3 protein-coding genes are annotated in these 22,057 nt (G+C 72.9%); all 3 read left to right on the top strand.

The genetic code is table 11. The features are described from left to right. The 3 genes from FB470_RS08060 to FB470_RS08050 are packed head-to-tail and all read left to right on the top strand — an operon-like array spanning nt 1 to nt 22,012. Nucleotides 1–11,445, top strand: a complete 11,445-nt coding sequence (locus tag FB470_RS08060; RefSeq protein ID WP_306990095.1) for a non-ribosomal peptide synthetase — start codon at nt 1–3, stop codon at nt 11,443–11,445. Further along, entirely contained in the window at nt 11,442–18,635 is a 7,194-nt protein-coding gene (locus FB470_RS08055) for a non-ribosomal peptide synthetase (protein ID WP_306990093.1), read from the top strand. Before FB470_RS08060 ends, FB470_RS08055 begins: the two co-directional genes overlap by 4 nt. Beyond that, a complete protein-coding gene (locus FB470_RS08050) occupies nt 18,629–22,012 on the top strand; it encodes a non-ribosomal peptide synthetase (RefSeq protein ID WP_306990091.1) in 3,384 nt (1,127 codons plus the stop codon). Before FB470_RS08055 ends, FB470_RS08050 begins: the two co-directional genes overlap by 7 nt. Nucleotides 22,013–22,057: the final 45 nt, after the last annotated feature.

The raw sequence follows: 22,057 nt of genomic DNA, 5'->3' as shown, positions 1-22,057 counted from the left end.
GTGGCCTCGAGCGTCGAGGACGTCCTCCCGCTCACCCCGTTGCAGCAGGGCATGGTCTTCCACGCCCTGCTCGGCGACCGGGCGGACGTCTACACGGTGCAGACCGTGCTGCGCCTGGCCGGTGACGTCGACGCCGGCCGGCTCCGGCGGGCGGCCGAGGACCTGGTGCGGCGGCACGCGAACCTGCGAGCCGGTTTCCGGACGCAGGCCTCGGGCCAGTTCGTGCAGGTCGTGCGGCGGTCCGTGCGGGTTCCCTGGCGGGTGGTGGACTGCCCGGACGAGGAGCGGTTCCAGCGGCTGCTGGACGACGAGCGCGCCGAACCGTTCGACCTCGGGCGGCCGCCGCTGCTGCGGTTCACGTTGGTGCGGCGGGATTCCGGGCACGTGCTCGTGCTGTCGTCGCACCACCTGCTGTGGGACGGCTGGTCCGCGCCCATCCTGGTGCGTGATCTGTTGTCGTTGTACGGCGGGCAAGCGCTTCCCGCGGTGCGGCCGTTCCGCGACCACCTGACCTGGTTGTCCAAACAGGACACCGAGGCCGCCGGACGGGCCTGGGCGGAAGCCCTCGCCGACCTGGACGGACCCACGCTCGTCGCCGGCGGCCCGTCCACCGGACTGCCACGCCGCACGGAGTTTTCGCTGCCCGGCGAACCGTTGACGCGGGCCGCCCGCGACCACGGCGTGACCGTGAACGCCCTCGTGCAGTCGGCGTGGGCGCTCGTGCTGGCCGGCCTGACCGGGCGCGACGATCTGGTGTTCGGCGCCACCGTCTCGGGGCGGAACCCCGACGTGCCGGGCGTCGAGTCGATGGTCGGCATGCTGATCAACACCGTGCCGGTCCGGGTCCGTCTCGCGCCCGGCGAGACGCTGGCCGAGCTGGCCGCGCGGGTGCAGGCCGAGCAGGCGCGGCTGCTGGAGCACCAGCACCTCGGGCTCGCCGACATCCAGCGCGCCGCCGGGCAGCCCGCGCTGTTCGACACGCTCGTCGTCTTCGAAAGCTACCCGGGCACCGATCTGGCCGGCTCACCGCTGGCGGGGGTCACCGTGCGCGACGCGACGCACTACCCGCTCGCCCTGCTGGTCGTGCCCGGTGCGGAGTTCGTGCTGCGTTTCGACCACGACCCGGCGCGCTTCGACGACGCCGGGGTCACGCGGATCGCCGAACGTTTCCAGGACGTGCTGGGCCGGTTCGTCACGGCGCCCGGTACGCCGGTCGCGCGGGTCGAAACCCTGCCCGCCGACGAGTGGCAGCAGGTCGTGGTGGCGCCCAACGCGACCGCGGCCGCGGTGCCGGAGACGACGCTGCCGGAGTTGTTCGGGGCGCAGGTGGCGCGCACCCCGGACGCGGTGGCCGTCGTGTTCCGCGGCACCGCACTGACCTACGCGGAACTGGATGCCCGCGCTACCGCACTGGCGCGGCAGCTGGCCGGGGCGGGTGTGGGGCCGGAGCGCGTGGTGGGCGTGCGGATGGACCGGTCGCTGGAGTTGATCGTCTCGCTGCTGGGCGTGCTCAAGGCCGGTGGCGCTTACCTGCCGTTGGATCCGTCGTATCCGGCGGAGCGGTTGGACATGATGGTCGAGGATGCGCGGCCGACGGTGGTTCTTCCGGCGGCGCTGGACGGCGAGGGGGAGTTGCGGCCTGCGGGTCCGGACAACCCCGCATATGTCATCTACACGTCGGGTTCCACCGGACGCCCCAAGGGCGTGGTGGTCACGCACCGGGCGATCGTGAACCGTCTGTTGTGGATGCAGCACGAGTACCGGCTGACGGCCGAGGATCGGGTGTTGCAGAAGACGCCGTCGAGTTTCGACGTGTCGGTGTGGGAGTTCTTCTGGCCGCTCATCACCGGCGCCACGCTCGTGTTCGCCGAACCGGAGGGTCACCAGGACCCGCGCTACCTGGCCGACCTCGTCGCGCGGGAGCGGATCACCACCGCGCACTTCGTGCCGTCGATGCTGGCCCAGTACGTCGAGGTCGGCCGCGGTCCGGAGCGGATCATCTGCAGCGGTGAGGCGTTGCCGCCGGAGCTCGCGCGGCAGGCCCGCCAGTCGCTGGGCGCGCGGGTGCACAACCTGTACGGGCCGACCGAAGCGGCGGTGGACGTCACGTACTGGCCGGTCCCGGACGCCCCGGAGATCGTCCCCATCGGACGTCCGGTGTGGAACACGCAGACCTACGTGCTGGACCGGTTCCTGCGACCGGTCGCCCCCGGCGCTGCGGGTGAGCTGTACCTCGGGGGTGTGCAGCTCGCCCGGGGTTACCTGAACCGCGCCGGGCTGACCGCGTCCCGGTTCGTCGCCAACCCCTTCGGCGAGCCCGGGTCGAGGCTCTACCGCACCGGGGACGTGGTGCGCTGGAACGCCGACGGTGCCCTGGAATACCTGGGGCGTGCCGACGACCAGGTCAAGATCCGCGGGTTCCGCGTCGAGCTGGGCGAGGTCGAGGTGGCCCTGCTCGCGCTGGACGGGGTTACCGCCGCCGCGGCGACCGCCCACCCGAAACGGCAGCAGCTCGTCGGTTACGTCGTCGGGGACGGGCTCGACCCGGCGGCGCTGCGGCGGACGCTGGCCGAGTCGCTGCCCGGCCAGTTCGTGCCGTCCGCGATCGTCGTGCTGGACGAACTGCCCCTGAGCCCGAGCGGCAAGCTGGACCGGCGGGCGCTGCCCGAACCGCAGGTCACGGAGACCAGCGCCGGGGCGCGCGACCCGCGCGAGGAGATCCTCGCCGAGCTGTTCGCCGAGGTCCTCGGGGTCGAGCGCGTCGGCCGCGACGACGACTTCTTCGCCCTGGGCGGGCATTCCCTGCTCGCGACCCGCCTGGCCAGCCGCATCCGCCGCACGTTCGGCACCGACCTGCGGATCCGCGCGATCTTCGACGCCCCGACCGTCGCGCGCCTGGCCCGATACCTCGACGGCGGCAGCTCACGTCCGCCGCTGACCCGGCGGGAGCACGACGGGCTCGTGCCGCTGTCCCCGGCGCAGCGCAGCCTGTGGTTCCTGTACGAGCTGGAAGGCCCGTCGCCGACCTACAACCTGCCCTTCGCCGCCCGCCTGACCGGTCCGCTCGACCTCGACGCGCTGGATCAGGCGCTCACCGACGTCGTCAACCGGCACGACGCCCTGCGCACCGTGCTGACGGCCGAGGGGCAGCGCGTGCTGCCGCCGATCGAGCGGTTCCGCGCCGAACGGCGCGACGGCGGCGCCGAGGAGGCGCTCGTTCGCGTGAGCCGGCACTGCTTCCGCCTCGACGCCGAGATGCCGGTGCACGCCGAGGTGGTGCGCACGGGGCCCGAGGAACACGTGTTCCTGCTGGTCGTGCACCACGTCGCCGGTGACGAGTGGTCGGTGCGCCCGCTGCTGCGGGACCTGGGCGAGGCTTACGCCGCCCGCCGGGCCGGCTTCGCACCACAGTGGACGGACCTGCCCGTCCAGTACGCCGACTACACGTTGTGGCAGCGGGAGATCCCGGTCGACGCGCAGCGCGACTTCTGGCTGCAACGGCTGGCGGGCGCGCCGGAGGAACTGCCGTTGCCGGCCGACCGGCCGCCTCCGCCGAAGCCGACGCGTGCGGGTGGCAGCGTCAGCGTCGATTTCCCGGCCGGCCTCACCGCCGCGCTCGCGAAGCTGTCCCGCAAGCTCGGCGTCACCGACCTGATGATCGCACAGGCCGCGACCGCGGTCCTGCTGTCCCGGCTGGGTGCGGGGGAGGACATCCCGCTCGGCACCCCGGTCGCCGGCCGCACCGACGAGGCGCTGGACGACCTCGTCGGCTACTTCGTCAACACCGTCGTGCTGCGCACCGACCTGTCCGGGAACCCGTCCTTCCGCGACCTGCTCGGGCGCGTGCGGGAAGCGAACCTGGACGCCTACTCCAACCAGGACCTGCCGTTCGAGCGGGTGGTCGAGGCGATCAACCCGCCGCGCTCGCCGGGGCGGCACCCGCTGTTCCAGGTCATGGTGTCGCACCGCGACCCGGCGCCCACCCGGCTGGAGCTGCCGGACGTCACCACGGAACCGCTGGACACGCCGTTCACCGGCGCGAAGTTCGACCTGGCGTTCCACTTCGGGCCGGAGACCTGCCTGATCAGCTACTCCGGCGACCGGTTCGACGCATCCACCGTGAAGTCGCTCGCCCGGCGCCTGGTGCGGCTCCTCACCGCGCTCACCGAGCACCCGGACCGGCCGGTCAACCTCGCCGAGATCCTGGGTGACGACGAGCGGGCGCGGCTGGCGGCGTTCAACGACACCGCCGAGGAGCGGCCGCACACCACGCTGACCGAGATGGTCGAGGACCAGGTGGCGCGCACGCCGGACGCCGTCGCCGTCGAGTTCCACGACCGCGGCCTCACCTACGCCGAGCTGAACGCGAAGGCCAACCACCTCGCGCGGCGGCTCGTCCGGGCCGGCGTGGGTCCGGAACGGACGGTCGGCCTGCACTGGGAACGCTCGCTGGAACTGGTCGTCGGTCTGCTCGCGGTCGAGAAGGCCGGTGGTGCGTTCGTGCCGCTGGAACCCACGTGGCCGCAGCGGCGCATCGCGGAGGTGGCGAACAGCTCCCGCTTCGCCGCGATCCTCAGCGGACCGGACCACGACGGACCGGCCCGCGATCTCGGTGTCCCGGTCGTGCACGTCGACCTCACCCGTGAGGACCCCCACGACCTCGGTGTGCGGGTGCCGCCGGAGGGGCTGGCGTACGTCATCTACACGTCGGGTTCGACCGGCACGCCGAAGGGCGCGATGATCCGGCACCGCGCGATCACGCACCGCCTGCTGTGGCAGCGCGAAATGCTCGGCTTCGGCCCGGGTGACGCGGCGCTGTTCAAGGCCCCGATGGGCTTCGACATCTCGATCAACGAGGTGTTCCTGCCGCTGGTCACCGGTGGCAAGCTGGTGATCGCCGAACCGGGCGGCGAGCGGGACATCGACTACCTGCTCAGCCTGATCGAGCGCCACCGGGTCACCTTCACCTACCTGCCGTCGTCCATCCTGGACCTGCTGGTGCGGACCGACGGGTTCGCGGACCGGGGCCGCTCGCTCAAGCACGTGTGGTGCGGCGGCGAAGTGCTGACGCCGGAGCTGTTCGGCCGCTTCCGCGAGGTCAGCGACGCCGTGATGTACCACGGGTACGGGCCGGCGGAAGCGACCATCGGCGTCAGCCACGTCGTCTACCGGGACGCGAGCGCGGTCCGCAAGGCCGTCTCGATCGGGCGCCCGAACGGCAACACCCGCCTGTACGTGCTGGACCGCCACCTGCGGCAGGTGCCGGTCGGCGTGCCGGGCGAGCTGTACGCCGGAGGTGTCTACCTCGGCCGCGGCTACCTCAACGATCCGGAACGGACGGCCGGCCACTTCGTCGCCGACCCGTTCGGCCCGCCGGGCGCGCGTCTGTACCGCACCGGCGACCTCGCGCGGTGGCAGCCGGACGGGACGCTGGAGTTCCTGGGCCGCGCCGACAACCAGGTCAAGATCCGCGGCATGCGGGTCGAGCTGGAGGAGATCGAGGCGGTCCTGGAACAGCACAAGTCCGTCCGGCGCGCGGTCGTGCTGGTGCGTGACGAGCCGAAGCGGCTGGTCGGGTACTGCCTGGGGTCCGAAGTGGAGGGTCTGGCCGACTGGCTGCGCACCCGTCTGCCCGAGCACATGGCGCCGCCGCGGTTCGTGTTCCTCGACGAGTTCCCGTTGATGCCGTCGGGCAAGGTGAACCGCAAGGCGCTGCCCGACCCCGGACCGGAACCGGTGTCCGGCGGCCGCGCCGCGGAGAACGACGTCGAGCGGATCCTGTGCCGTGCGATGGCCGACGTGCTGCGGGTGCCCGAGGTCGGCGCCGACGACAACTTCTTCGGCCTGGGCGGCGACAGCATCCTGTCCATCCGGTTCGTGAGCGCGGTGCGCGCGGCCGGGCTGCGGATCTCGCCGCGGCAGGTGTTCGAGCACCAGACCGCCGCCGCGCTCGCCCGCGCCGTCGGCACCGACGTGGTGGTCCCCGACGGGGATCGGGCACGGGGTGTCGGCGACGTGCCGTTGACGCCGGTCATGCGCTGGTGGCGCGAGAGCGGCGACCACAAGATGGCGCAGGCCGCGCTGCTGCGGGTGCCGCCGGCGAGCGGGCCGGAGGTCTTCGCCGGCGTGCTGCGGGACGTGCTCGACCACCACGACCTGCTCCGCGCCCGGCTGCGCGGTGACGTGCTCGACGTCCGGCCGCCGGGCTCGGTGACCGACGTCCTGGAGCACGTGCCGGCGGACACCCCGGTGGACGTCAAGTACGCCGAGGTGGTCGGGTCGCTCGACCCGGAGGCGGGTGTGCTGGTGCGTGCGGTGTGGTTCGACCACGGTCCGGCCGCGCCGGGGCGCCTGCTGCTCGTGCTGCACCACCTGGTCGTCGACGGCGTCTCGTGGCGCATCCTCGCCGGCGACCTGGCCCAGGCGTGGGCCGCGCGTGAGTCCGGCCACCCGGTCAAGCTCGACCCGGTGCCCACGTCGTTCCGCTGGTGGGCACGGCACCTGCCGGCGCCGTCCGCCGAGGGGTGGGAGTCCCTGCCACGCACCGGACCGGGTGCCGTCGCGGTGGCGCCGACGGCGGGCCGGCGGGAGCTGACGCTGGACGCGGAGCTGGTGACCGAGGTGCCGGGCCGGTTCGGCACCGGCGTCCAGGAAGTGCTGCTCGCGGCGCTCGCGCAGGCGTTCGGCGAGCCGCGGCTGGTCGCGCTGGAGGGGCACGGGCGCGAAGAGCACCTGGTGCCGGGCGCGGACCTGTCCCGCACGGTCGGCTGGTTCACCAGCGTGTATCCGGTCGAGCTGCCCGCCGCCGCGAGCCCGACGCAGATCCAGGAGCGGCTGCGCGCGGTGCCGGACAACGGCATCGGGTTCGGCATCCTGCGGTGGCTGCACGGCCGGTACACCGACGTCCCGGAGCCCGAGGTCGGCTTCAACTACCTCGGCCGGTTCGACGTTCGCGACGGGTACTGGGTGCCCGCGCCGGAGAAGCTGCCCGCACCGCGGACGCAGCACCGGCCGCTGGAGATCACCGTCGTCACCGAGGACGGTCCGGACGGGCCGGTCGTGCAGGCCACCTGGTCGTGGACCGACCGGTTCACCGGCGCCGAAGCGCTGGTCGAGCGGTGGCAGAAGGCACTTCGAGACCTGACTGCGGCAGACGCGACCGAAGTCCTGCCACTGTCGCCGCTGCAGCAGGGCATGCTCTTCCACGCGCTGTACGACGAGAGCGCGGACGACGTCTACACGGTCCAGTTCGTCCTCGGCCTCTCCGGTGACGTGGACGCCGCGCGGTTGCGGCGCGCCGGGCAGGGTGTGCTCGACCGGCACGCCAACCTGCGCGCCGCGTTCGTGCACGACGACGAGCCGAAGCAGATCATCCGCGACGTCCCGCTGCCGTGGGCCGAGCTGCAACTGTCCGAAGAGGAGTTCGCCGGGTTCCTCGCGGAAGACCGTGCCACCCGCTTCGCGCTCGACGAGCCGCCGTTGCTGCGGATGACCCTGGTCGAGCTGGGCGAGGGGGACCACCGGCTCGTCCTGAGCAACCACCACATCCTGCTGGACGGGTGGTCGCTCCCGCTGCTGGTCCGCGACCTGCTCGCGCTCTACGCCGGAACCGAACCGCCCGCGCCGCGCCCCTACCGCGACTACCTGGACTGGCTGGACAGCCGCGACCGGGACTCCTCTGCCGAGGCGTGGCTCGCCGCGCTGGACGATGTCGAGGAGCCGACCCTGCTGGTCCCGGCCGCGCCGCGGGTGCCGCTGCGGCCCGGCAAGCTGCGGCTCGACCTGTCCGCGGAGACATCCCAGCGGCTCTACGCGGTGGCCCGCGAGCACGGCCTCACGGTCAACACCGTCGTGCAGGGGTTGTGGGGGCTGGTCCTGGGGCGGCTCACCAACCGCGACGACGTCCTGTTCGGTGCCACCGCGTCCGGCCGTCCCGCGGACCTGTCCGGGGTGGACGGCATGATCGGCCTGTTCATCAACACCGTCCCGGTCCGGGTGCGGCTGCGCGGCTCGCTGCTGGACGTCCTCACCGGGCTGCAGAACGAGCAGGCCCGGCTGATGGATCACCAGTACCTCGGGCTCACCGACATCCAGCGCGCCGCCGGGCACGGCGACCTGTTCGACACGCTGGTGGTGTTCGAGAGCTACCCGATCGACTCCGCCGCGGTGGCCGAGAGCGAGCGCGCCGCCGGGATCGCGATCAGCGATGTGGCGGTCGACGACTCCACGCACTACCCGCTGACGCTCGCGGTCGCCGCCGAGCAGACGCTGTCGGTCGTGTTCGAGTACCGGCCGGACACCTTCGACGCGGCCTGGGTGCGGTCGCTGCGCGAGTGGTTCCGCCGCGCCGCCGAGTCCTTCGTGGACGATCCACGGCGGACGGTCACCAGCATCGATCTACTGGGCGCGGAAACCCTCGGCGAGCTGCGCCGCATCGGCACCGGGAAGGTGCTCGACGTCCCGGCGGCCACGCTGCCCGAGGTGCTGCGCGACCAGGCCCGCGCGACGCCGGACGCGGTGGCGATCGTGGCCGGCGCAACCCGGTTGACCTTCGCCGAGCTGAACGCCCGCGCGAACCGGGTCGCCCGCGCGCTGATCGAACGGGGCATCGGGCCGGAGGACATCGTCGCGCTGCGCATGCCGGCCGGGCCCGACATGCTGATCGCCCTGCTCGCGGTGTTCAAGGCGGGTGGCGCGTACCTGCCGCTCGACCCGGACTGGCCGGCCGAGCGGATCGACTTCGTGCTCGCCGACGCCGCCCCGAAGCTGGTCCTGACCGAGCTGCCGGACGGCGATCAACCGGACCACGACCTGCCGCCGCGCGCCAAGCCGCAGCACCCGGCGTACGTCATCTACACCTCCGGGTCGACCGGCACGCCCAAGGCCGTCGTGGTGCCGCACAGCGCGATCGCGAACCTGCTGGTCAGCCACCGCACCGATCTGTTCGACCCGGCCCGGGCACGGGCCGGCCGGCCGCTACGGGTCGCGCACGCGTGGCCGATGGCGTTCGACGCGTCGTGGCAGCCGATGCTGTGGATGTTCGCCGGGCACGAGCTGCACCTCGTGCCGCCGGACGTGCGCCGGGACGCCGATCTGCTGCGCGCGTTCCTGCGCGACCACGAGATCGAGTTCGTCGAGCTGTCGCCGTCACTGCTCGCGCAGGTCGCCACCGAACCGGGCTGGCGCGGCGCGCTCAGGGTGCTCGGCGTCGGCGGTGAGGCGGTGCCCGCGCAGCTGTGGCGGTCCCTGCGGGACGAGCCCGAGCTGGCCGTGTGGAACCTCTACGGCCCGACGGAGTGCACCGTGGACTCCGCGGCGTGCGACGTCGACCGCACCGGGAACCCGTGCATCGGCTCGCCGGTCGGCAACGCCCGCGCGCACATCCTCGACCGGCACCTGCGGCCCTGCCCCCCTGGCGTCGAGGGCGAGCTGTACCTCGCCGGCGCCGGCCTCGCGCGGGGCTACCTCCGGAGACCGGGCGCGACGGCGGAGCGGTTCGTCGCCGACCCGTTCGGCCCGCCCGGCACCCGCTTGTACCGGACCGGCGATGTCGCGCGGTGGACCGACGAGGGCCTGATCGAGCTCCTGGGCCGGGTCGACGACCAGGTCAAGATCCGCGGGTTCCGCATCGAGCCCGGCGAGATCGAGGCCGTCCTGCTGCGGGACGAGCGGGTCGAACGCGCGGTGGTCGTGCCGCGCGACGACTCGCCCGGGGTCAGGCGGCTGGTCGCCTACGTGATCGCGAGCAGCACGGACGGGCTGCGGGAACGGGTCGCCGCCGCCCTGCCGGACCACATGGTCCCGGCCGCGGTCGTCGCGGTGGAGGAGTTCCCGTTGACCCGCAACGACAAGCTCGACGTCAAGGCGCTGCCCGCCCCGGACTACCCGACCACGTCACGGGCGCCGGCGACGGAGCTGGAGAAGTGCATCGCCGGGCTGTTCGCCGACGTCCTGGGCCTGCCGCAGGTCGGCGCGGACGACAGTTTCTTCGCGCTGGGCGGCGACAGCATCGTGTCGATGCGGCTGGTCAGCAAGGCCCGTGGCGCCGGTCTGGCGTTCACCCCGCGGGACGTGTTCGAGCAGCGCACGGTTGCCGCGCTGGCGCAGGTTGCCGAACACGCCGTGCACCGCGAAGACCCGGACGCGGGCATCGGCGAGGTCCCGCTGACGCCGATGCTGCACTGGCTCAACCGCAACGCGCCGTACGGGCAGCTCAGCCAGGCCCGGATGCTGTGCACCCCGGCCGGGCTGGATCTCGGCCGGCTGCGTGAGCTGGTGCAGGTGCTGCTCGACCGGCACGACGTCCTGCGGGCGACGTTCGACGGCTCGTTCGTCGTCCGCCCGCGCGGCGCGCTTCAGGCAAGCGCCTGCGTCACCCGGGTGGACGCCCGCAACCTGGACTACGAGTCGATCGCCGGCCGGTTGCCCGCCCTCATGGCGGAGATCAGGCTCGACCCGCCCTCGGGCGACATGGTGCGGTTCGTCTGGTTCGACACCGGCCCGGAGCGGGCCGGCCGGCTGCTCGTCGTGCTGCACCACCTCGTCGTCGACGGCGCGTCGTGGGGAGTGCTCGTGCCCGAACTGGCCGAGCTGTGGGCCGGCCGCGAGCTGCCCCCGGTCGGCACGTCGTTCCGTGCGTGGGCGCGGGCCCTGCCCGAGGTCGCCCGCGCGAAGGCCGGTGAGCTGCCGTTGTGGCGCGAAATCCTCTCCGGCCCGGACCCGCTCCTCGGCACGCGCCGCCTCGACCCGGCGACCGACACCCGCGCGACCACGCGGGCGACCCGGACGTTCCTCGACGCCGGGGTCACCCGCACGCTGATCACCGAGGTACCCGAGCGGCACGGGGTCACGATCGACGACGTCCTGCTGGCCGGGCTCGCGCACGCGGTCGGCCGCCGGCGCGGCACCGGCGACACGTCGCTGCTGCTCGCGCTGGAGGGCCACGGCCGGGAGGAGCAGATCGTGCCCGGCGCCGACCTGTCCGGCACGGTCGGCTGGTTCACCAGCGTCTTCCCCGTCCGGGTCGACCCCGGCGACCTCACCGCCGACGTCCACACCGGACTCCTCCGGGTGCACGAGCAGCTCGCCCTGCCGGACAAGGGCATCGGCCACGGCCTGCTGCGCTACCTCAACCCGGACACCGCCGCCGAGCTGGAGTCGCTGCCCGAACCGCAGCTGGAGTTCAACTACCTCGGCCGGCTCACCGTGGGCGAGCGGGACGGCGAGCCGTGGACCGGGGCGCCCGAGGCGGGTGCGATGGGCGGCGGCGTGGACGAGGACATGCCCGCGCCGTACTGCCTCGTCGTCAACGCGCTGGTCCGCGGATCGACGCTGGAGGCCGACTGGCAGTGGCCGTCCGCGCTGTTCACCGAGGCGGAGATCGAGCAGTTGTCCCGCGAGTGGTTCGCCGCGCTGACCCTGATCGCGCAAGGAGGCCCCCGGTGAGTGATCTCGCCGCCCGCAAGCGTGAGCTGCTGCGCCGACGGCTGGCCCAGGCCGGCCTGGCGAGCACGACGTCGATCCCGAAGCGGGACTCCGACGACGACCTGCCGCTGTCGTACGCGCAGTCGCGCATGTGGTTCCTGCAGCAGCTCGACCCCACCAGCCCCGCCTACAACGTGTGCCTGGCGATCACGCTGCGCGGCGGGCTGGACCGGGCCGCGCTGCAGCGGTCGTTCCAGCGGCTCGTTGAGCGGCACGAGATCCTGCGCACCCGGTACGTGGCCGCCGCGGACGGCGAGCCGCGCCAGGTCGTCGACCCGTACGCGGTGGTGACGATGCCGGAGTCCGACCTGCGCGCACTGTCCGAAGAGGACCGGGACCGGACGATCGAGCGCGTGGCGCGGGAGGAATCGGCGCACGCGTTCGACCTCGCGAAGGAGCACTCGCTGCGGCTGCGCCTCCTGCGCCGCGCGGACGACGACCACGTCCTCGTGCTGACCGTGCACCACATCGCCTGGGACGGTTACACCTTCAACACGCTGTCCGGTGATCTGTCGGCCCTGTACCGCGAGGACACCACGGGCGAACCGTCCGGTTTGGAGCCGCTGCCGGTGCAGTACGCGGACTTCGCGGTGTGGCAGCGGAAAACGCTGACCGACGAGAAGCTCGCCGGGGACTTGGACTACTGGCGCCGCGAGCTGACCCAGGCGCCGGAGAACCTGCCGCTGCCCACGGACCTGCCGCGCCCGGCGGCCCGGTCGGACCGCGGCGACCGGCGGTTCCGCACGTTCGACCCGGCGGTCACCGAGCGGATCGGCGAGTTCGCCCAGGCCAACGGGGTCACCCCGTTCATGGCGGTGTTCGCGGGCTACGCCGCGCTGCTGTCGCGGTGGACCGGCGTGACCGACGTCCCGATCGGATCGGCGTCGATGAACCGCGACGCCGGCGAAGTCGAGCGGCTGATCGGCAACTTCGGCAACACGCTCGTGCTGCGCGCCGACCTGTCCGGTGATCCGACGTTCGCGGAGCTGGTGGAGCGGGTGCGGCGGATGTGCACCGACGGCTACGCGCACCAGGACCTGCCGTTCGACCTGCTCGTCGAGCGGTTGCGGCCGCCGCGGGTGCCCGGCCGGTCGGTGCTGTTCGACGTGATGCTGCTGTTCCTGACGCAGGGGTTGCAGGGCTTCGACCTGCCCGGCGTCGAGGCGAGCTGGGAGACGGTGCACAACGACACCACCCAGTTCGACCTGGCGTTGGAGGCGTTCCTCGTCGACGGGTCGACGCGCGTCGAGGCGACGTACTCGACGGAGCTGTTCACCCCCGCCACCGTGGACCGGTTCCTGGCGCACCTGGAATCACTGCTCGGCGCGGCTCTGGCCGATCCGGACCGGCCCGTGTCGCGGCTGGAGTTCTTCGCGGGCACCGCGCTGACGGGCGACACGCGTGAGGTGCCGGGGACGACGCTGCCGGAGTTGTTCGGGGCGCAGGTGGCGCGCACTCCGGATGCGACGGCGGTGGTGTTCGAGGGTTCTTCGCTGACGTACGCGGAACTCGACCGGCGCGCGTCCGTGCTGGCGCGGCAGCTGGCGGGTGCCGGTGTGGGGCCGGAGCGCGTGGTGGGTGTGCGGTTGGACCGGTCGCTCGATCTGATCGTCTCGCTGTTGGCGGTGTTGAAGGCGGGTGGTGCGTACTTGCCGTTGGATCCGTCGTACCCGGTCGAGCGGTTGGACATGATGGTCGAGGATGCGCGGCCGACGGTGGTTCTTCCGGCGGCGCTGGACGGCGAGGGGGAGTTGTGGGCTGCGGGTCCGGACAACCCGGCGTATGTCATCTACACGTCGGGTTCCACGGGACGTCCCAAGGGTGTGGTGGTCACGCACCGGGCGATCGTGAACCGTCTGTTGTGGATGCAGCACGAGTACGGGCTCACGGCCGAGGATCGGGTGTTGCAGAAGACGCCGTCGAGTTTCGACGTGTCGGTGTGGGAGTTCTTCTGGCCGCTCATCACCGGCGCGACGCTGGTGTTCGCCAAGCCCGACGGGCACAAGGACCCGGACTACCTGGCCGAACTCATCGCGCGCGAACGGGTCACCACCGTCCACTTCGTCCCCTCGATGCTGCGCGCGTTCGTCGAGTCCGGGGCGCGGCCGTCCACGCTGCGGCGGGTCATCTGCAGCGGCGAGGCCCTGCCGTCCGACCTGGCGCGTGCACTCCCGCACGTCCACAACCTGTACGGGCCCACCGAAGCCGCCGTCGACGTCAGCCACTGGCCGGTCGGCGAGGGCGCCGGCACCGGGACCGTGCCCATCGGGCGGCCGGTGTGGAACACGAGCCTGCACGTCCTGGACCGCCACCTGCAGCCGGTCGCGCCCGGCGCCACCGGTGAGCTGTACCTGGGCGGCGTCCAGCTGGCTCGGGGCTACCTCAACCGCCCGTCCCTCACGGCATCGCGGTTCGTCGCCGGCCCGGACGGGACCCGGCTGTACCGCACCGGCGACCTCGTGCGCCGCACCGGTGACGCGCTGGAGTTCCTCGGCCGCGCGGACGACCAGGTCAAGATCCGCGGGTTCCGCGTCGAGCCCGGCGAGGTCGAGGCCGCGCTGACCGCATTGCCGGAGGTCGTGAGCGCCGGTGTCGTCGCCCGGCCCGAGCGGCAGCAGCTCATCGGTTACGTCGTCGCCAAGCCCGGCACCGACGCGGCGACCATCCGGCGGCAGCTCGGCGCCACCCTGCCCGAGCACCTGGTGCCGTCGGTCGTCACGTTCCTCGACGAGCTGCCGTTGAGCCCGAACGGCAAGCTCGATCGCAAGGCGCTGCCCGAACCCGGAGCCACCACGGCCGCCGAGGAGCCGGAGACCGGGCGCGAACGCGCACTGGCCGCGTTGTTCGCCGACCTGCTCGGCGTGCCGCGCGTCGGACGGCACGACGACTTCTTCAGCCTCGGTGGGCATTCGCTGCTGGTCACCAGACTCGTCGGGCGGATCCGCGACGACCTCGGCATCGACATCGCGATCGGCACCGTGTTCGACGCGCCCACGGTCGCCCGGCTGGCCACGGCCCTCGACGGCGGGACGCGGAGGCGCCCCGCGCTCACCCCGATGCCGCGCCCGCGCCGCACCCCGCTGTCGTCGGCGCAACAGCGCCTGTGGTTCCTGTACCGGCTGGAAGGCCCGAGCGCGACCTACAACGTGCCGTTCGCGGTCCGGCTCGACGGGCCGCTCGACGTCGATGCACTGCGAGCTGCCCTGGCCGACGTCGTCAGCAGGCACGAGGTGCTGCGCACGATCTACCCCGAGTTCGAGGGCAAGCCCTACCAGCAGGTCCTCGACACCGTCCCGCCGCTGATCGTCGGCCACGGGTCACCGCGGGACGCCGCCCGGCGGGCTTTCGGACTGGACCGCGAACCGCCGTTCGAGGCCCGGCTGTTCCGCGACGGTGACTCGCACGTGCTGTCCCTGCTGACGCACCACATCGCGAGCGACGGCTGGTCTGCCGAGCGCCTGCTCGCCGACCTCACCACCGCCTACACCGCGCGCTCGCACGGCCGCAGCCCCGGCTGGGCGCCCCTGCCCGTGCAGTACGCCGACTACGCCCTCTGGCAGCGGGACCTGCTCGGCAACGACGCCGACCCGGACAGCCTCGCCGCCACCCAGCTCGCGTACTGGACGCGGCAGCTCGCCGGCCTACCGGACGAGATCACGTTGCCCACGGACCGGGCGCGCCCCGCCGACCCGTCGTTCGCCGGCGACGCGGTGGGCTTCCGCCTGTCGCCGGAGATCCACCGGGCGCTGGCCGAGCTGGCGCGCCAGTCCGGCGCGACGGTGTTCATGGTCGTCCAGGCCGCCGTCGCGACCCTGCTCGCCCGGATGGGCGCGGGGGAGGACGTGCCGATCGGTGCGCCGGTCGCCGGCCGCGCCGACAGCGCGCTGGACGGGCTGGTCGGGTTCTTCGTCAACAACCTCGTGCTGCGCACCGACCTGACCGGCGACCCGACGTTCCGGCAGCTCGTCGACCGCGTCCGGCGCACCGACCTCGAGGCGTTCGCGCACCAGGACCTGCCGTTCGAGCGGCTCGTCGAGGCGCTCAACCCGGCGCGCTCGATGGGGCGGCACCCGCTGTTCCAGGTCATGCTCGCCCACCAGCGGGCACCCGCCGGACCGGTGCCGTTCGGCGGCGCCTCGCTGCGGGAGGAGCACGTCGACTTCTACGCCGCGCGGCTGGACCTGTCGTTCCACCTGTTCGAGCAGGACGCCGGGATCGACGGCTGGCTCGTCTACCGCACGGACCTGTTCGAAAAGTCCACTGTGGATGACCTGGTGGCCCGGCTGGTCCGGCTCGTCGAGGACCTGGTGACCGAGCCGGACCAGCGCCTGTCCGCGATCTCGGTGCTCACCGCCGGGGACGCGCTCCCCGACGGTGCGGCGCGTGAGGTGCCGGAGACGACGCTGCCGGAGTTGTTCGCGGCGCAGGCGGCGCGCACTCCGGATGCGACGGCGGTGGTGTTCGAGGGCGAGTCCCTGACCTATGCCGAACTCGACGCTCGCGCCACCGCGTTGGCGAAGCGGTTGGCGGGGGCGGGCGTGGGCCCGGAGCGCATCGTCGGGATCCGGCAGGACCGCTCGCTGGATCTGATCGTCTCGCTGCTGGGCGTGCTCAAGGCCGGTGGCGCCTATCTGCCGTTGGATCCGTCGTATCCGGCGGAGCGGCTGAACACGATGATCGAGGACGCGCAGCCGACGGTGGTTCTTCCCGCTGCTTTGGCCGGAGAAGGGGAGCCGCGGGCGGCGGGCCCGGACAACCCGGCTTACCTCATCTACACGTCGGGTTCCACGGGACGTCCCAAGGGCGTGGTGGTCACGCACCGGGCGATCGTGAACCGTCTGCTGTGGATGCAGCACGCGTACCGGCTCACGGCCGAGGACCGGGTGCTGCAGAAGACCCCCTCGAGTTTCGACGTGTCGGTGTGGGAGTTCTTCTGGCCGCTCATCACCGGCGCGACCCTGGTGTTCGCCAAGCCCGACGGGCACAAGGACCCGGACTACCTGGCCGAACTCATCGCGCGCGAACGGGTCACCACCGTCCACTTCGTGCCGTCGATGCTGCGCGCCTTCGTGGAAGCCGGCGGGGACCTGTCCGCGCTGACGCGGGTGATCTGCAGCGGCGAGGCCCTGCCGTCCGATCTGGGTCAGGCGAACGTGCACAACCTCTACGGCCCCACCGAGGCCGCGGTCGACGTCACCTTCTGGCCGTGCAGCGAAGGCGCGGGCGACGGCACGGTCCCGATCGGACGGCCGGTGTGGAACACACAGGTCCACGTGCTCGACCGGTACCTGCGCCCGGTGCCGCCGGGCGTCACCGGCGAGCTGTACCTGGGCGGTGTCCAGCTCGCGCGCGGCTACCTGAACCGGCCGGGGCTCACCGCCTCGCGGTTCGTCGCCGGGCCCGGTGGGCGCCTCTACCGCACCGGCGACCTGGTGAAACACCGGAACGGGGTGCTGGAGTTCGTCGGACGCGCCGACGACCAGGTCAAGCTGCGCGGCTTCCGGATCGAGCCGGGCGAGGTCGAGGTCGAGCTCACCCGCGCCGGGGCGCGCAGCGCGGTCGCGGTGGTGCGGGACGAGCGTCTGATCGCCTACGTCGTGGGCCGGGTGGACGCCGACAGCTTGGCGCGCCGGCTGCCGGACCACATGATCCCGTCCGCGATCGTCCAGCTCGACGAGTTCCCGCTGACGCCGAGCGGCAAGCTCGACCGCACCGCCCTGCCCGCGCCCGACTTCGCCGGCCTGGCCGGGCGGGCCGAACCCGCGACCGAGCGCGAGGCCGTGCTGTGCCGGCTGTTCGGCGAGGTCCTGGGCTTGGACGAGGTCGGCGCGCAGGACAGCTTCTTCACCCTCGGCGGCGACAGCATCGTGTCGGTCCAGTTGGTCAGCCGTGCCCGCAAGGCCGGTCTGACCATCACACCGCGGCAGGTGTTCGAGCAGCGCACCCCGGCCGGGCTCGCCGCGGTCGCCGGAACCGCGGTGACCGCCGCCGACGACGGCACCGGCCGCGTCGAACCGACCCCGATCATGCGCTGGAGCGAACGCGGCCTGGCCCAGGCGATGCTCCTGGTCGCACCCGGCGGCCTCACCCACGGCGGCCTGGTCCGCGTCGTCCGAGCGGTCCTGGACCGGCACGACGTGCTGCGCGCCCGGTGGGAGGACGGCTCGCTGGTCATCCCGCCGGACCCCGCCGACGCCACCGACGCCGCCGAGATCGTCCGGGACGCGACCGGCGGCCTCGACGCCGAACTGCGCGCCGCCCGCGAGCGCCTGTCCGACGAACGGATGGTGCAGGTCGTCCGCTTCCCGGACCGCGTGCTGATCGTCGCCGACCACCTCGTGGTCGACGGGGTCTCCTGGCGGATCCTGATGGACGACCTCGCCGAGGCCTGGGACGGCGGCGAACTGCACCGCACCGGCACGTCGTTCCGGCGCTGGAGCGAACTGCTCGCCGCACAGGACCGCGGCGCCGAAACCGAGTTGTGGCGCGGAATCCTCGAGGGTGCCGACCCGGTGTTCCAACCCGGCGGCGAGCGGTGCGAGACCGAGTTCACCGTGCCGCTTCCCGACGGCGCCGAGCAGGCCGGCGTGCGGGAACTGCTGATCAGCGCCTTCGCCGAGGCGCTGGAAACCTGGCGCGGCCGGGGTGACGCGGTGATCGCGGTCGAGGGTCACGGGCGCGAGGAACAGCTCGGGGCCGACCTGTCGGCCACCGTCGGCTGGTTCACCACCATCTTCCCGGTGCGGCTGCGGCCGGGCGCGCGCCTGCGGGACATCCGGGACCAGCTGGAGAGCTTCCCCGACCACGGCCTCGGCTACGGGCTCCTCCGTCCGCTCGGCCTGCCGGAGCCGACGATCGTCGTCAACTACCTGGGACGGCTGCGCGGCGGCGACGGTTCGCCGTGGTCGGTCGCGCCCGAAGCTCCGGTGCTGCGGCTGCCGCCGTGCGTCGAGCAGTGGGCGATGGCGGTCGACGCGGTCAGCGTCGACGGGTACCTGCGCGTCGCGATCACCGGGCCCGCGGTACCCGAACTGACCGAACTGTTCCGCACGGCACTGACCGGCAGCACGCCGAGTCCGGCCGACACGGCACTGGTGGACGTGACCGACGAAGACATCGACGAGTTCGAAGAGGAGCTGGGCACGTGGTGAGTCAGCAGCCGACGGCGGGAGAACTCCTGCGCGAGGTCACCGACCTGCTGGGGCCCGGGGCGGCGGAACTGTCCGAGAACGACAGCCTCATCGAATGGGGCCTCGACTCGATCCAGCTCATGCAGGTGGCGAACAAGTGGCGCCGTCGCGGCATCAAGGTCGGGTTCGCCCAGCTGGCGAAGGCACCCACGCTCGCCGGGTGGCGGGAGGTCCTCACCGCCGCGGCCGGCGTCGCGCCCGAACCGGAGGTGAGCGTCGAGGTCGACGAGACCGAGCCGTTCCCCCTCGCGCTGATGCAGCACGCCTACTGGATCGGCCGCGACGAGGAGACCACCCTCGGGTCGGTCGCCGCGCACCTCTACGTCGAGTTCGACGGTCCCGATCTCGACCCGCACCGGCTGGACGTCGCGGTGCGCAAGCTCGTCGCCCGGCACGGGATGCTGCGCGCGGCGTTCCTCGACGACGGCCGCCAGCGCATCCTGCCCGAGCGCGCTCAGCCCTCGCTGCTGGTGCACGACCTGCGCGACCTCGACGAGGACGCGGCCGCCCGGCGCCTGGCGGAGCTGCGGGACGCCTCCTCGCACGCCCGGCTGGACGTGGCGCACGGCGAGGTGTTCAAGATCCAGCTCAGCCGACGGCCCGGTGATCGCGCCCGGCTGCACGTCGACGTGGACATGCTCGCCGCCGACGCCCTGAGCTACCGGGTGCTGCTCGCGGATCTGGCGCGGTTCTACGACGAGCCGGACACCGAGCCGGAGCCGATCAACTACAGCTACCCGCGCTACCTGGCCGAACGTGAGGTCACCCGCCAGGCCGAGCAGGAGAAGGCCCGCGAATGGTGGCAGCGGCGGATCCCCGGGCTGCCGACCGCGCCCGACCTGCCGCTGGTGCCGGAGAGCGAGCGCGCCGACGCCACCCGCGTCACCCGGCGGCACCACTGGCTCGAGCCCGAGGACCGCAAACGCCTCGGCGCCCGCGCGCACGAGCACGGCCTGACCCCGGCGATGGTCGTCGCCGCCGCGTTCGCCGAGACGCTGTCGTCGTGGAGCGCGCAGCCCCGGTTCCTGATGAACCTGCCCGTGTTCGACCGGCGGGGCACGCACCCGGACGTCGACAAGCTGGTCGGCGACTTCACCAGCTCGGTGCTGCTGGAGGTCGACTTCTCGCGGGAATCGTCCTTTGTGGAGCACGCGAAGGCGTTGCAGGAGCGGATGCACGCCGACGCGGAGCACGCGGCGTACTCCGGTGTCGAGGTGCTGCGCGACCTGTCCCGGCACCACGGCGAGCAGGTGCTCGCACCGGTGGTGTTCACCAGCGCGCTCAACCTGGGCGAGCTGTTCGACGCACGCGTGCGGCGGTGCTTCGGCGAGGCGGTGTGGATCATCTCGCAGGGACCGCAGGTGCTGCTCGACGCGCAGGTCACCGAGGTCAACGAGGGTCTGCTGATCAACTGGGACGTGCGCGAGCACGCCTTCCCGGCCGGGGTGATCGACGCGATGTTCGCCGCGTTCCAGGACCTGATCACGCGGCTCGGTCAGCGGGACGACGCGTGGGAGCAGCCGGTCGGCGGTGCGCTGCCGCGCGAGCAGGCCGAGGTGCGGGCCCGCGTCAACGCGACCGCGGGGCCGCGCAGCGGGCGGCTGCTGCAGGACGGGTTCTTCGAGCTGGCCCGCACACAGCCGGACGTGCCCGCGCTGCTGTGGGGCGCGGACGGGGTGCTGAGCTACGGCGAGCTGGCCGCCCGGGCGTTGCGGGTCGCGGCTTCGTTGCAGGGCAGGGGTGTTGTTCCGGGCGACCTGGTCGGGGTGAGCCTGCCGAAGGGGCCGGACCAGATCGCGGCGGTACTCGGGGTGCTGGCGGCGGGCGCCGGGTACGTGCCGATCGGGGTCGACCAGCCGCCGGCGCGGGCCGAGCGGATCCGGCGGATCGCCGAGGTGAAGCACGTGCTCACCGGTGCCGGGGGCGCGGCCGAACCGCTGGCGGGGCCGGTGCGGGTGGACGCGGAGCAGATCGCGTACGTGTTGTTCACGTCCGGTTCCACCGGTGAACCGAAGGGCGTCGAGGTGCCGCACCGGGCGGCGATGAACACGATCGACGACCTCAACGAGCGGTTCGGGGTCGGCGCGGACGACCGGTGCCTGGCGGTGTCCGCTTTGGACTTCGACCTGTCGGTGTACGACATCTTCGGCCTGCTGTCCGCGGGTGGCGCGGTGGTGCTGGTCGAGGAGGGCGACCGCACGGAGGCGCGGCAGTGGGCCGAGCTGGCCGCGTCGCGCCGGGTCACGCTCGTCAATTGCGTGCCGGCGCTGCTGGACATGCTGTTGTCCGCGGCGCGGCCGGGCGAGCTGAGCGGGTTGCGCACGGTGCTGCTCGGCGGTGACTGGGTGGGCACGGACCTGCCCGGGCGGGTGGCGGAGCAGGCGCCGCGGTGCCGGTTCGCCGGGCTCGGCGGGACCACGGAGACGGCGATCCATTCGACGGTGTGCGAGGTGCACGGGGTGCCGTCGTCGTGGCGGTCGGTGCCGTACGGGACGCCGTTGCGGAACGTGGTGTGCCGCGTGGTGGACGCGCGCGGGCGGGACTGCCCGGACTGGGTCGCGGGGGAGTTGTGGATCGGTGGCGACGGGGTTGCGCACGGCTACCGGGCGGATCCGTCGCGGACAGCCGAACGTTTCGTTTCGCACGAGGGGCGCCGCTGGTACCGGACCGGGGACCTGGCGCGCTACTGGCCGGACGGCACGCTGGAGTTCCTGGGGCGGCGGGACTTCCAGGTCAAGGTGCGGGGGGTGCGGATCGAGCTGGGCGAGGTCGAGGCCGCGGTGGCGGAACATCCGGGCGTACACCGGGGCGTGGCGGGGGTGGCCGGGAACCAGCTCGTCGCGGCGGTGGCCGGTGACGTAGACGGCGCCGAGGTCGGCAAGTTCGTGCGAACCCTGTTGCCGCCCCACATGGTCCCCGCGCGCGTGGTGGTGCTGGACGCGCTGCCGCTGACCGCGAACGGCAAAGTCGACCGGCGGGCGGTGGCCGCGCAGTGGCAGGCGGCGGCGGACACGTACGTCGCGCCGGAGACGCCGCTGGAGCAGGTGCTGGCGAAGGTGTGGGCCGAGGTGCTGGGAGTGGAGCGCGTCGGGCGTGACGACCCGTTCTTCGCACTCGGCGGGGACTCGGTCCTGGCGACGGTGATCGTCGGCCGGCTGCGGGAGGCGCTCGACACGTCGGACGTGAGCGTGCGGACGCTGTTCTCGACGCTCACCGTGGGAGCGATGGCCGCTCGGCTCGTGGCGGACCAGCCGGTGCCGGGGCGGTTGGAACAGGTGGCGGAGATCTACCTGGAGGTCGACGCCCTGTCGGCGGAGGATGTGGACGCGCAGCTCTGATTCGGCCGCGTGGTGGTGCCGCTACGCGGGTATCTCCGGCGCCGG

Origin of the sequence: Amycolatopsis thermophila, from assembly GCF_030814215.1 — a bacterium.
Classification (GTDB): Bacteria; Actinomycetota; Actinomycetes; order Mycobacteriales; family Pseudonocardiaceae; genus Amycolatopsis_E; species Amycolatopsis_E thermophila.
The sequence above is the reverse complement of the archived record's forward strand: the minus strand, read 5'-3'. Positions and strand labels throughout refer to the sequence as shown.